13 protein-coding genes are annotated in these 12,985 nt (G+C 69.8%); 9 read left to right on the forward strand and 4 right to left on the reverse strand.

Annotation, left to right across the window (positions count from 1 at the left end):
* Window positions 1–52: 52 nt before the first annotated feature.
* Both puuE and RT282_RS05950 read right to left on the reverse strand, forming a co-directional pair.
* Window positions 53–1,009 carry an allantoinase PuuE gene (gene puuE / locus RT282_RS05945; protein ID WP_313312432.1) on the reverse strand — a complete coding sequence of 319 codons (957 nt, stop codon included), beginning with the start codon at window positions 1,007–1,009 and terminating at the stop codon, window positions 53–55.
* Window positions 1,010–1,043: 34 nt separating this feature from the next.
* Window positions 1,044–1,712: a GntR family transcriptional regulator gene (locus tag RT282_RS05950; RefSeq protein ID WP_312306965.1), complete on the reverse strand. Its 669-nt coding sequence runs from the start codon at window positions 1,710–1,712 to the stop codon at window positions 1,044–1,046.
* 93 nt (window positions 1,713–1,805) lie between these two features.
* On the opposite strand from RT282_RS05950, the gene RT282_RS05955 reads away from it, so the two are divergent.
* Window positions 1,806–3,131 carry a glycerate kinase gene (locus RT282_RS05955; RefSeq protein ID WP_313312437.1) on the forward strand — a complete coding sequence of 442 codons (1,326 nt, stop codon included), beginning with the start codon at window positions 1,806–1,808 and terminating at the stop codon, window positions 3,129–3,131.
* 99 nt (window positions 3,132–3,230) lie between these two features.
* Complete coding sequence (locus tag RT282_RS05960) at window positions 3,231–4,295, forward strand: NAD(P)-dependent alcohol dehydrogenase (protein ID WP_313312438.1); 1,065 nt, start codon at window positions 3,231–3,233, stop codon at window positions 4,293–4,295.
* Between the two features lie 67 nt (window positions 4,296–4,362).
* Here the strand turns inward: RT282_RS05960 and ggt are convergent, their stop codons facing one another.
* Window positions 4,363–6,165, reverse strand: a complete 1,803-nt coding sequence (gene ggt, locus RT282_RS05965; protein ID WP_313312441.1) for a gamma-glutamyltransferase — start codon at window positions 6,163–6,165, stop codon at window positions 4,363–4,365.
* A 132-nt stretch (window positions 6,166–6,297) separates the two neighbouring features.
* Between ggt and uraH the strand changes: the two genes are divergently transcribed.
* Window positions 6,298–6,648, forward strand: a complete 351-nt coding sequence (uraH, locus tag RT282_RS05970; RefSeq protein WP_312760677.1) for a hydroxyisourate hydrolase — start codon at window positions 6,298–6,300, stop codon at window positions 6,646–6,648.
* A 161-nt stretch (window positions 6,649–6,809) separates the two neighbouring features.
* Here uraH and RT282_RS05975 read toward each other — a convergent pair whose 3' ends face one another.
* A complete protein-coding gene (locus RT282_RS05975; protein ID WP_313312443.1) occupies window positions 6,810–7,337 on the reverse strand; it encodes a hypothetical protein in 528 nt (175 codons plus the stop codon).
* Between the two features lie 68 nt (window positions 7,338–7,405).
* On the opposite strand from RT282_RS05975, the gene xdhC reads away from it, so the two are divergent.
* The 6 genes from xdhC to RT282_RS06005 all read left to right on the forward strand — a co-directional run bounded on the left by xdhC (window position 7,406) and on the right by RT282_RS06005 (window position 12,973).
* Complete coding sequence (xdhC, locus tag RT282_RS05980) at window positions 7,406–8,269, forward strand: xanthine dehydrogenase accessory protein XdhC (protein WP_313312446.1); 864 nt, start codon at window positions 7,406–7,408, stop codon at window positions 8,267–8,269.
* Window positions 8,270–8,446: 177 nt separating this feature from the next.
* A complete protein-coding gene (locus tag RT282_RS05985) occupies window positions 8,447–9,673 on the forward strand; it encodes a urate hydroxylase PuuD (RefSeq protein WP_313312450.1) in 1,227 nt (408 codons plus the stop codon).
* Window positions 9,674–9,743: 70 nt separating this feature from the next.
* Entirely contained in the window at window positions 9,744–11,018 is a 1,275-nt protein-coding gene (gene guaD / locus RT282_RS05990; protein ID WP_313312649.1) for a guanine deaminase, read from the forward strand.
* Between the two features lie 94 nt (window positions 11,019–11,112).
* Window positions 11,113–11,679 (forward strand): dCTP deaminase, encoded by a 567-nt coding sequence (gene dcd / locus RT282_RS05995; protein WP_312304286.1) that lies wholly within the window; start codon window positions 11,113–11,115, stop codon window positions 11,677–11,679.
* 131 nt (window positions 11,680–11,810) lie between these two features.
* Window positions 11,811–12,044 carry a hypothetical protein gene (locus RT282_RS06000; RefSeq protein WP_313312457.1) on the forward strand — a complete coding sequence of 78 codons (234 nt, stop codon included), beginning with the start codon at window positions 11,811–11,813 and terminating at the stop codon, window positions 12,042–12,044.
* A gap of 62 nt (window positions 12,045–12,106) precedes the next feature.
* Entirely contained in the window at window positions 12,107–12,973 is an 867-nt protein-coding gene (locus RT282_RS06005; protein ID WP_313312460.1) for a neutral zinc metallopeptidase, read from the forward strand.
* Window positions 12,974–12,985 lie beyond the last annotated feature (12 nt).

Raw genomic sequence — 12,985 nt, forward strand, 5'->3', positions numbered from 1 at the left:
GAAAATGTGAGCTGCCAGCGCTTGCTGCATAAGCGCTGGAGGCCTTTTTTATTCAAATCGCCGGTGCCGGGTGCTGTGTGGCCCAGTGGCGCGCCAAGTCGATCCGGCGGCACACCCAGACGTGCTCGTGCCGCTGGATGTGGTCCAGAAAGCGCTGCAGCGCGGCGATGCGCCCGGGCCGGCCCAGCAGCCGGCAGTGCATGCCGACGCTCATCATCTTCGGGCGGTCTTCGTCGGCCGGGTTGCCCTCGGCGTACAGCACGTCGAAGCTGTCGCGCAGATACTGGAAGAACGGATCGGCGTGCGAAAACCCCTGGGGCAATGCAAAGCGCATGTCGTTCACGTCCAGCGTGTAGGGCACGATGAGCTGGCGGTGCGCGCTGCCGTCGCTCTTGCCGACCTGCATCCAAAAGGGCAGGTCGTCGCCGTAGTAGTCGCTGTCATAGACGAAACGCCCCGCGTCGGCCACCAGGCGGTGGGTGTTGGGGCTGTCGCGGCCGGTGTACCAGCCCAGGGCGTGGTCGCCCCCCTGGCCGTACAGCGCGTCGAAGATGGCCAGGCACTCATGCATGTGGGCGCGCTCCAGTTCTTCGGGCGCGTCCTGGTAGTGAATCCACTTCAGCCCGTGGCAGGCGACCTCGTGGCCCAGCTCGTCGAAGGCCTGGGCCACCTCGCGGTGGCGCTTGAGGGCCGTGGCCACGCCGAAGACCGTGAGCGGCAGGCCGCGTCGCTCGAACTCGCGCAGCAGGCGCCACACGCCGGCGCGCGAGCCGTATTCGTAGATGCCCTCCATGCTCATGTGCCGCGCCGGGTAGGCCGCGGGGTTGAACATCTCGGACAGGAACTGTTCGCTCGCCGCGTCGCCGTGCAGCACGCTGTTCTCGCCGCCTTCCTCGTAGTTCAGCACGAACTGCACGGCGATGCGGGCCTTGCCCGGCCAGCGCGGGTGGGGCGTGTGGCGGCCGTAGCCGACCAGGTCGCGGGGGTAGGGGGCGCGGGCGTCGTACATCGTGCTGCTGCTCGTTGCGGGGAATCGGGGGATTTCAGGAGGACAGGGCCATGGACAGGTCGCTGGTGGGCAGCTCGCGGTCGAACACCAGCCCGGCCTGCACGTTGTCCAGGTGCTCCTGCATCAGCAGCACGGCGGCTTCCTCGTCGCGCCGGGCCAGCGCCTCGACGATGCGGGCGTGCTCCTCGTGCGAATGCTCGGCGGCGCTGGTGGACTGGTACATCAGCGTGATCAGGGCGCAGCGCGAGATCAGCTCGCCCAGCAGCTGGGCCAGCACGGCGTTGCCCATCAGCTCGGCCATGCGCACGTGGAAGTCGCCCAGCAGCTCGGTGCGCTGGCCGACGTCGCCGCCGTCCATGGCCTTCTTCTCGGCCGCCACGTGGGCCTTCAAGGCGCGGATCTGCGCGGCCGTGCTCTGCGCCACGAAGGCGCGCACCATGGCGCCCTCGAGCATGCGGCGCACGGCGAAGACCTGCTGCGCCTCGTCCACCGAAGGCGTGGCCACGAAGGCGCCGCGTGCCGGCTCCAGGCGGATCAGGCGGTTTTGCGACAGCTGGAACAGTGCCTGGCGCACCAGGGTGCGCGAGACGCCGAAATGGTCCGCCAGCTTCTGCTCGGCCAGCTTGGTGCCGGGCAGCAGGCGGTGCTCGACGATGGCCCGGGTCAGGCTCTCGACGATGTGGCTGGTGGTGGAGGTGTCCATGCGGTCATCATAGCGCCGTAAAACAATTTTTGTATACAGTTTTGGTGAACCGGTTGACCGACCCGGGCTATGTCGGCTTTCATAATGCGGCGCATGACCCGTCCCCAGATCCACGACCCGCACACCCAGCCGCAGCCGTTCCTGCGCGACCTGTTTGACGCCGCCGTGCAGCGCGCCCAGCCGCTGCACACCCTGGGCGCGCACCTGCCGGCGCCACCCAAGGGGCGCACGCTGGTGCTGGGCGCGGGCAAGGCCGGCGGGGCCATGGCGCAGGCGCTGGAGGCGCTGTGGCCGGCCGACGCGCCGCTGTCCGGGCTGGTCGTCACACGCTACGGCCACGTGCCGCCGCGCCCGGCCGGTCTGGCGCAGCGCATCGAGGTGGTCGAGGCCGCCCACCCCGTGCCCGACGCCGCCGGCCTGGCCGCGGCTGAGCGCATTCTGGCCCTGGCGCAGGGCCTGACCGCGGACGACCTGGTGCTGTGCCTGATCTCCGGCGGCGGCTCGGCCCTGCTGACGCTGCCGGCCGACGGGCTGGAGCTGGCCGACAAGCAGCGCATCAACCGCGAGCTGCTGCAAAGCGGCGCGGCCATCGGCGAGATGAACTGTGTGCGCAAGCACCTGTCGCGCATCAAGGGCGGGCGCCTGGCGGCCGCCTGCGCCCCGGCTCGGGTACTGACCCTGGCCATCAGCGACGTGCCGGGCGACGACCCGTCGGTGATCGCCAGCGGCCCCACCGTGGCCGACGCCAGTACCTGCGCCGACGCGCTGGCTGTTCTTGAGCGCTACCGCATCGACATCCCTGCCGACGTGCGCCAGGCGCTGCAGCGCGGCGAACTGGAAACTCCGAAGCCCGGCGATGCGCGGCTGGCGCGCAGCGAGGTGCGCCTGATCGCCACGCCCGCACAGTCGCTGGCGGCGGCGGCCGAGGCGGCGCGCGCTGCGGGCATTGCCGCGCACGTGCTGTCCGACGAGATGGAGGGCGAGTCGCGCGAGGTGGGCAAGGTGCACGCGGCGCTGGCGCGCGCCGTGGCGCGGCACGATGCGCCCTTCACCCGGCCGTGCGTCCTCCTGTCGGGCGGCGAGACCACGGTCACCGTGCGCGCGCAGCCCCCGGGCACGCCGCGCGGGCGCGGCGGGCGCGCGGGCGAGTTCTGCCTGGGCCTGGCCCAGGCGCTGCAGGGCCAGCCGGGCGTCTGGGCGCTGGCGGCGGACACCGACGGCATCGACGGCATGGAGGACAACGCCGGCGCCCGCGTGACCCCCGACACGCTGGCGCGCGCCGCCACGCAGGGCCTGTCGCTGCCCGGGCATCTGGACCGCAACGACGCCTACGGCTTCTTCGATGCGCTCTCGGACCTGGTGATCACCGGGCCCACGCACACCAACGTGAACGACTTCCGCGCACTCCTGATTTTGTAGCTGCTGGCGCTTGACCAGCAAGCGCTGGGGGCGAAAAATGCTTGAAACCCCGGGCCTGTGTCCGCTACGGCGACCGGTCTGCAACCAAGGAGCCTCGCCATGACGACCGCCACCGACACCATCCACGCCTACGGCGCCCAGGCCGCCGACCAGGCCCTTGCGCCGCTGCGCATCACCCGCCGCGCCCCGGGCGCGCACGACGTGCAGATCGCCATCGCCTACTGCGGCGTGTGCCACTCCGACCTGCACCAGGTGCGCGCCGAATGGGCCGGCACGCTCTACCCCTGCGTGCCCGGGCACGAGATCGTCGGCCGCGTCACCGCCGTGGGCCCGCACGTCTCGGGCTTCGCGCCGGGCGACCTGGTCGGCGTGGGCTGCATCGTCGACAGCTGCCGGCACTGCGCCGAGTGCGAGGACGGGCTGGAGAACTACTGCGACCAGATGGTCGGCACTTACAACGGCCCCACGCCGGACGCGCCCGGGCACACGCTGGGCGGCTATTCGCAGCAGATCGTGGTGGATGAGCGCTACGTGCTGCGCGTGCGCCACCCCGAGGCGCAGCTGGCTGCCGTGGCGCCGCTGCTGTGCGCGGGCATCACCACCTACTCCCCGCTGCGCCACTGGAAGGTGGGGCCGGGCCACAAGGTGGGCGTGGTGGGCATCGGCGGGCTGGGGCACATGGGCATCAAGCTGGCCCGCGCCATGGGCGCGCACGTGGTGGCGTTCACCACCTCGCCCTCCAAGCGCGAGGCGGCCAAGGCGCTGGGCGCGCACGAGGTCGTGGTCTCGCGCGACCGCGGGGAGATGAAGGCGCATGCCAAGAGCCTGGACTTCATCCTGAACACCGTGGCGGCGCCGCACGACCTGGACGCCTTTCTGGCCCTGCTCCGGCGCGACGGCACCATGGCGCTGGTGGGCGCGCCGGCCACGCCGCATCCGCCCTCCAACGTGTTCAACCTGATCATGAAGCGCCGCAGCCTGGCCGGCTCGCTGATCGGCGGCATTGCCGAGACGCAGGAGATGCTGGACTTTTGCGCCGAGCGCGGCATCGTCGCCGACATCGAGATGATCCGCGCCGGGCAGATCAACGACGCCTACGAGCGCATGCTCACCGGCGACGTGAAGTACCGCTTCGTGATCGATTGCGCGAGCCTGGCGCAATAAAGGAAGGTAGCAAAAACAAAAGCCGCGCTGGCCGGGCGCGGCTTTCGTTGTGGCGTATGGCAGGCGCTCAGTAGCCCAGCGTCTGCCCGTCCGGGTTGCGCGGGTCGGACGCGCCGTACAGCATGCCGTCGCGTAGCTGGATGGTCTGCGTGCGGCCCATGGATGCCTTCAGGGCCACCTTGTGCCCCCACTGGCGCAGCAGGGCGAGGGTGTCGTTGGAGAAGCCCTTTTCGATGCGCAGCTCGTCGGGCGTCCACTGGTGGTGGAAGCGCGGCGTGGCGGCGGCCTCGGCGGGGTTCATGCCGTAGTCGATGGTGTTGACCACCGTCTGCAGCACCGTGGTGATGATGCGCGCGCCGCCGGGGCTGCCGGTGACCAGCACCGGCTTGCCGCCCTGCAGCACCATGGTGGGCATCATCGACGACAGCGGGCGCTTGCCGGCGGCCACGGCGTTGGCGTCGCCGCCCACCAGCCCGTAGGCGTTGGCCACGCCGGGCTTGGCCGAGAAGTCGTCCATCTCGTTGTTCAGCAGGATGCCCGTGCCCTTGGCGACGATGCCGCTGCCGAAGTTGGTGTTCAGCGTGTAGGTCACGGCAACGGCATTGCCGGCCTTGTCGACCACCGAGTAGTGCGTAGTCTGGTCGCTCTCGTAGGGCTGCGGCTGGCCAGGCTTGATGGCCTTGGCGTCGCGCGCCTGCGTGGGCGAGATGGTGGCGGCCAGCTGCTCGGCGTAGCGCTTGGAGGTCAGGCCCTTGAGCGGCACCTTCACGAAGTCCGCATCACCCAGGTACTCGGAGCGGTCGGCGTAGGCCAGCTTCATGCTCTCGGCCATGTGGTGCATGCTGCGGGCGCTGTTTACGCCCCATTCCTTCATGGGCCAGCGCTCCATCATGTTCAGCATCTGGATCAGGTGCGCGCCGCCCGAGGATGGCGGCGGCATGCTGACGATCTGATAGCCGCGGTAGCTGCCGCGCACCGGCTCGCGCTCCACCACCTTGTAGCTCTTCAGGTCCTGCAGCGTGATGGCGCCGGCGTGCGGCGACATCTCGGCGGCTATTTTTTGCGCGATGGCGCCTTCATAGAAGGCCTTGGCGCCCTGCTGGCCGATCAGGCGCAGCGACTGCGCCAGGTCCTTTTGCACCAGCAGGTCGCCGCGCTGCAGCGGCTCACCGTTTTTCCAGAAGATGGCCGTGGTGGCGGGCCACTTGCCCATGTTCTTCTTTTCCTGCTGCAGGATCTTGGCCAGCGTTTCGCTGACCGGGTAGCCCTTGTCGGCCAGCGCCACGGCCGGCGCGATGACCCGCGACAGCGGCAGGGTGCCCCACTTCTTCAGCGCATGCTCCATGCCGGCCACCGTGCCCGGCACACCCACGGCGTAGTGCGTGTAGAGCGACTTGCCGTCGATCACGTTGCCCTTGGCGTCCAGGTACATGTCGCGCGTGGCCCTGGATGGGGCGACTTCGCGGAAGTCCAGTGCCACCTCTCGCCCGGTGCGCGCATCGTGCACCATCATGAAGCCGCCGCCGCCGATGTTGCCGGCGTTGGGCAGCGCCACGGCCAGCGCAAAGCCCATGGCCACGGCCGCGTCCACCGCGTTGCCGCCGGCCTTCAGGATGTCCAGGCCGATGCGCGAAGCCAGTTCCTGCTCGCTGGCGACCATGCCGTTCTTGGCCACCACGGGGTGGAACACGTCCATGTCGAAGTCGTAGGCGGCAGCGGCGGCCTGCGCGGCGCTGGGCTGGGCCGGCTGTGCGACGACGGCGGCCTGCGGCGCTGCGGCGGCCGCGGGCGGCTGCGTGCTGCCGCAGGCGCTGAGGCCGGCCAGCGCCAGGGCCAGGCTGCCCGCAAGCAAGGTGGTGCGCAAGTTCATGGGAGGTCTCCTGGGTTGTTGTGATGACCCGGGAGCGTAAACGCGGCCATCCAGCCTGGCAAGAGAATACAAAAACTGTATACACTTGCCCTGAACATCCTGCTGACTTTTTGCCCTCAAGAGGAGACGACCATGGGCCTGAGCACCCACGTCCTGGACACCATGCACGGCTGCCCCGCGGCGGGCATGGCCGTCGCCCTGTACGCCACCGATGGCGAGCAGGCCACGCTGATCAAGCGCCTGACGCTGAACCACGACGGCCGCACCGACGCGCCGCTGTTCGACAACGCCAGCCTGCGCCCCGGCACCTACCGGCTGACCTTCGACGTCGATGCCTACTTCAAGGCCCGCGGTGTGCAGCTGCCCGAACCTGCCTTCCTGAACCGCGTCAGCCTGGACTTCGGCATCGCCCACGCCGACCAGCACTACCACGTGCCCCTGCTGGTCAGCCCCTGGAGCTACTCCACCTACCGCGGCTCCTGACCAACTGCTGCGTGCAGGGCGTGCCCTTCGAAACTGGCGCGCCTCACACCAGCAACCGCCTTGCAAGGGGCGCCCCGCAGCACCGGCGGTGCCCCACTTCCCGCAAAGCCCAGCTTCGCGAGAGAAGGGGGAGGGCGCGCAGCACCTCAGGGGGTTTGCTTCTAATCCTGCCCTTCGGTCAGCGTGTCCAGCTGGAAGCGCCCGGATTTCTCCCACAGCCACGTGTCCGTCCAGGTCACCTTGCCCATGCGCGCCGGCGCCGGGTAGGGCGCCGCCGCGCGCACGGTGCGCTCGATCTCGGCCATCACCTCGGGCGCATGGCGCGGCGCGCGCATCCAGCGCACGGCCGTCACGCGGCCGGCGCCGTCGATGTCCACCTGCAGCACGCCAATGGCATACAGCAGCGGTGGCAGCCGGCCCTGGTGGATGCGTGCGGCGTTCAACCCGTACAGGTGCGTCGCTGCGTCGCGGCGGTAGGCCAGCGGCGTGGTGGCGGCCGAGAGTCGCGCCGACCCCTGCGCGGCCGGCACCGGGCCGATGACGGCGGGCTTGCCGGCCCCGGCATCGGCCGCCGGAGGCGCTGCCGGCGGGCCCGAGCGGCAGGAGGCGAGCAGCGCCGCCGCGGCGGCGGCCACGCTGGCCGGCAGCCAGCGGCGCCAGCGTGCGGTGGGCAGTTCGGGTAGGGGCATCGCTATGCTGTGCTGCAGATAAAAAGGATGACGGCGGCCGCAGGGCGCGCCAGGATGGAGGCACAAGGATGACGACGACCGCGCTGCAGGCATCGCTGCAGCAACTGCTGCAATGCCTGCAGGACGGCCCCGCCTGCCTGGTGACGGTGCAGTCTACCCAGGGCTCGGTGCCGCGCGAGCGAGGCGCCTGGATGGCCCTGCCGGCAGGGCAGGCGCAGGCGCTGATCGGCACCATCGGCGGCGGCCACCTGGAGCTGGCCGCGCTGCAGCAGGCCCGGCTGCTGCTGGACGAGCACCTGGCCGGCCGTGCGCCTGCGCCGGTCATGCTGCGCCAGGCCCTGGGCCCCAGCCTGGGTCAGTGCTGCGGCGGCGTGGTGCACCTGCAGCTGGAATGCGTCACGGCGCAGGACGCCCCCGCGCTGCGCCAGCGCCTGGCGCCGCCGCTGCACCCGGTGGCGCTGTTCGGCGGCGGCCACGTGGGCCATGCGCTGGCGCGCACCCTGGCGCCGCTGCCGTTTGCGCTGCACTGGATCGACAGCCGCGATGGCGTGTTCGACCGCCAGGCTGCGCCCGGCGCGCTGTGCGAGCACTCCGAGCCGGTGCACGCCGCCGTGCCCACGCTGGCCGCGCAGTCCTTCGTGCTCATCATGAGCTTCAGCCACGCCGAGGATCTGGACATCGTCGCCGCCTGCCTGGCGCGCCATCGCCACCAGCGCGACCTGCCCTTCGTCGGCCTCATCGGCAGCCGCACCAAGTGGGCCACCTTCCGCCACCGGCTGGAGGCGCGCGGCTTCAGCCAGGAGGAGCTGGCCCACGTCACCTGCCCCATCGGCGTGCCCGGCATCAACGGCAAGGAGCCCGAGGTGATCGCCGTAGCCGTGGCCGCGCAGCTGCTGCAGCGCCTGGGCGGGCCGGCAGGCGACCCAGGGTGAATCCCGAGCCCTTGGGCGCCAAAAATTGCATACACTTCGTGTCTACAAAAATTTGGTCGCAGCGGTGCCTGGCAGCTTGCTTGAGGGTGCGCGGCCGCCTCCATTCCTGACTGCTCAGAGCGCCCGCAGTGGTGAGCAGCATGCTGCCGGCCCGCGCGCCGGCGAGATCGGGACCTCATGGAAAGCTATCTTCTGGACTGGGCCAACCTGCTGCTGCGCTGGCTGCACGTCATCACCGCCATCGCCTGGGTGGGTTCGTCGTTCTACTTCGTCTTCCTGGACAGCAGCCTCACGCCTCCGGTCGATGAAGACCTCAAGCGCCAGGGCGTGAACGGCGAGCTGTGGGCCGTGCACGGCGGGGGCTTCTATCACCCCGTCAAATTCAACGTCGCACCCCCTAAGCTGCCCGGCCACCTGCACTGGTTCTTCTGGGAGAGCTACACCACCTGGCTGTCGGGCTTTGCGCTGCTGTCCGTCTCCTACCTGTGGAACGCCGGCATCTACCTGGTCAACCCGGCCAACCCGCTCATGTCGCCAGCCATGGCGGTGGTGGCGGCGCTGGCCTTCCTGGCGGTGTTCTGGCTGCTGTACGACGCTATTTGCCGGGTGTTCGGCCAGCGGGCCAATGGCGACGCCATCGTCGGCGCGCTAGTCCTGGTGCTGGTGTGCATCGCCGCGTACCTGGCCTGCCACATCTTCCCTGGCCAGGCGGCCTTTTTGCTGATGGGCGCCATGCTGGCCACGTCGATGAGCGCCAACGTGTTCTTCTGGATCATCCCCGGCCAGCGCAAGGTGGTCGCGGCCCTCAAGGCCGGCCAGCCGGTGGACCCCATCCACGGCAAGCGCGGCAAGCAGCGCAGCGTGCATAACACCTACTTCACGCTGCCCGTGCTGTTCGCCATGCTGTCCAACCACTACGGCTGGCTCTACAACCATGACCTGAACTGGCTGGTGCTGATCCTGATGATGTTCGCCGGCGCCGCCATCCGCCAGTTCTTCGTCATGCGCCACGGCTTCAAGCTGGGCCGCAACGCCCACCCCTGGCCCTACGCCGCCGTGGGCGTGCTGGTGCTGCTGGGCGTGGTGGCCTGGCTCAAGCCTGCGCCGGCCCCGGCGGCCAGCGCCGCGCCGGCCGCCGCGGGTGCGCCGGCCCAGGGCGATGCCGGCTTTGCCGCGGTGAACGCGCTGATCAGCCAGCAATGCGTGCTGTGCCACGGCGCCGCCATCGCGCAGAAGAATGTGCGGCTGGACTCGCCCCAGGGCATCAAGGACCACGCGCAGCAGATCTACCAGCAGGTGGTGCAGCTCAAGAAGATGCCGTTCGGCAACTCCGGCGCGCTGACGGACGATGAGCGCGCCGTGTTCAAGCGCTGGTTCGAGGCCGGCGCCCCGGTGGCCCCCTGACCGAAAACATATAGCCGCCATGGCCCGCGCCGCATGGCGCGGCGCACCGCGCACGCCTACAGTGGCGGCCATGCACCTGTACCGATCCGCGCTGCTGCGCTTTGCCGACGATGGCTCGGCCCTGTACGACGAAGACGGCCTGCTGGCCACCGCCCCTGATGAGCGCGGCGTGCAGCGCGTGGTGGCCGCCGGCCCGTGGCAGGCGCTGGCCGCGCGCCACGCCGGCCAGCCGGTGACGCACTGGCCCGGCCGCCTGATCGCGCCGGGTTTCGTCGACCTGCACATCCACTACCCGCAGACGGACGTCATCGGCTCGCCCGCCGACGGTCTGCTGCCCTGGCTGGAGACCTACACCTTCCCGCACGAGTCGCGCTTTGCCGACCCCGCGTACGCCGCCGGCGTGGCGCGCTTCTTCCTGGACGAGCTGGCGCGCAACGGCGTGACCACGGCGCTGGCGTTTGCCACCTCGCACCCCGGCTCGGTCGATGCGCTGATGGCCGAGGCCCGCGCGCGCCGCCTGCGGCTGATCGGCGGCAAGGTGCTGCAGGACCGCCATTCGCCCGACGGCGTGCGCGACCAGACCGAGCAGTCGCTGATCGACACCGAGGCGCTGATCCACCGCTGGCACGGCGTGGACCGGCTGGGCTACGCCATCACGCCGCGCTTTGCCCCCACCAGCACGCCCGCCCAGCTGGCCGGCGCCGGCGAGATCGCCGCGCGCCACCCTGGTGTGTGGATCCAGTCGCACGTGGCCGAAAACGTGGACGAGATCCGCTGGGCGCGCGAACTGTTCCCGGCCGCGCGCAGCTACCTGGGCGTGTATGGCGACTGCGGCCTGCTGCGCGAGCGGGCCATCTACGCCCACTGCATCCACCTGGACGACGCCGACCGCGCGCTGATGCGCGAGACCGGCGCCGCCGCCGCCGTCAGCCCGACCAGCAACCTGTTTCTGGGCAGCGGCTTCTTCGACTACGCCGCGGCCGACCGCGCGGGCATGGCCTACGGCCTGGCCAGCGACGTGGGCGGGGGCACGTCCTTCAGCCCGTTCCGCACCATGCTGGCCGCCTATTACGTGGGGCGCGAGGGGCAGACCAAGGCAGGCGTGTCGCTGTCGCCCGAGCAGCTGTGGTGGCAGCACACGGCGGGCGCCGCCCGGGCGCTGGGGCTGGAGGGCGTGGTCGGCAACCTGCAGCCGGGCTGCGAGGCGGACTTCGTCGTGCTCAACCCCGCCGCCACGCCGCTGCTGGCGCGTCGCACCCAGGCTGCGAGCAGCCTGGCGGAGCTGCTGTTCGCGCTGATTGTGCTGGGCGACGATCGGCTGGTGGAGCGCACGGTTATTGCATAAAAAAGGCCTAAAACCCATATGCAACAACCGCTAGTAGCTATTATTTAAGTAGCAAAAAGGATGCGTAAAATCGCGCGCCAGGAGAGAACCCCCCATGAGCATCAAGAGCGACAAGTGGATCCGCCGCATGGCCGAGCAGCACGGCATGATCGAGCCGTTCCAGCCCGGTCAGATCCGCGAGCAGGACGGCCGCAAGATCATCAGCTACGGCACCAGCAGCTACGGCTACGACATCCGCTGCGCCCGCGAATTCAAGGTCTTCACCAACATCCACAGCACCGTGGTGGACCCGAAGAATTTCGATGAAAAGAGCTTTGTCGACTTCGAGGGCGACTACTGCATCATCCCGCCCAACAGCTTCGCGCTGGCGCGCACGGTGGAGTATTTCCGCATCCCGCGAGACGTGCTCACCGTCTGCCTGGGCAAGAGCACCTACGCGCGCTGCGGCATCATCGTCAACGTGACGCCCTTCGAGCCCGAGTGGGAAGGCTACGTGACGCTGGAATTCAGCAACACCACGCCGCTGCCCGCCAAGATCTACGCCGGCGAGGGCTGCGCCCAGGTGCTGTTCTTCCAGGGCGACGAGGAGTGCGAGGTCAGCTACCGCGACCGCAACGGCAAATACCAGGGCCAGCACGGCGTGACGCTGCCCAAGGCCTGACGCCCGCTCCAGCCCCCGCTTGCAGCGCCATCCGCAGCCGTCCTACGCGGCTTCGGGCCGGCGGGGCGGGGCGGCCGCCGGTGCGTTGCCTAGTATCGGCTCCAGTTTTTGCACCTCACGCTGGAGCCCTCATGAACAACAACGATTCCGCCCTGCAAACCCCTGCCTCCGGTCCTTCGCGCTGGATCGTGGTGTCCGGCGTGGCGCTGATCGCCCTGCAGCTGCTGACCCTGGACGTGGTGCTGGAACGCCATGCCCGCACCGCCCAGGCGCAGGCTGCCAACTACGTCACCGTGACGCTGCAGCCGCCCGTGCAGCAGACCGCAGCGACTGGCGCCCAGCCGGTGCTGGTTGCCGGCAACTGAACGCCCGGCGGGCGTAACATCCACAGCCCCGCGCTCCGCGCGCCAGACACAAGAGCAGCACCATGAGATGGGAAGGCAATCGCGAGTCCGACAACGTCGAGGACCGCCGCAGCGGCGGTGGCGGCGGCTTCATCGGCGGGCGCAGCATCGGCATCGGGACGGTGGTGGTGGCGCTCATCGGCTGGGGCGTATTCGGCATCAACCCGCTTACCACCATCGGCATGCTGTCGGGTGGTGGGTCGCCGCAGGTGCAGCAGCAAGGTCCGGCCCAGCGCCCGCCCGAGGGCGACCGGCAGGCGGCCTTCGTCTCCACCGTGCTGGCCTCTACCGAGGATGTCTGGGCGCAGGTCTTCAGCCAGGGCGGGGCGCAGTACCAGGTGCCGCGGCTGGTGCTGTTTCGCGGTGCCACGCCTACGGCCTGCGGCACCGGACAAAGCGCCATGGGGCCGTTCTACTGTCCTGGCGACCGCAAGGTCTATCTGGATATGGACTTTTTTGACACCATGCACCGTCAGCTGGGTGCGCCGGGCGAGTTCGCCCAGGCTTACGTGGTGGCACATGAGGTCGGCCACCACGTGCAGACGCTGCTGGGCACCACCGGCCGAGTGGACGGCATGCGCGGGCGCATCAGCCAGCGTGAGCAGAACGCGCTGTCCGTGCGGCTGGAGCTGCAGGCCGACTGCTACGCCGGCATCTGGGCGCACCACTCGCAGCAGGCACGCAACTGGCTGGAAGCGGGCGACATCGAATCGGCCGTGAACGCCGCCCAGCAGATCGGCGACGACACCCTGCAGCGCAAGCAGACCGGCACCGTGCGCCCGGACGCCTTCACGCACGGCTCAAGCGCCCAGCGGGTGCGCTGGTTCACCCAGGGCTACAAGACCGGCAGCGTGCAATCTTGCGACACCTTTAACACATCCAGCCTTTGACGCTGACTGTTT

The sequence above is a fragment of the Pulveribacter sp. genome (assembly GCF_032079985.1).
Taxonomy (GTDB): domain Bacteria; phylum Pseudomonadota; class Gammaproteobacteria; order Burkholderiales; family Burkholderiaceae_C; genus Melaminivora.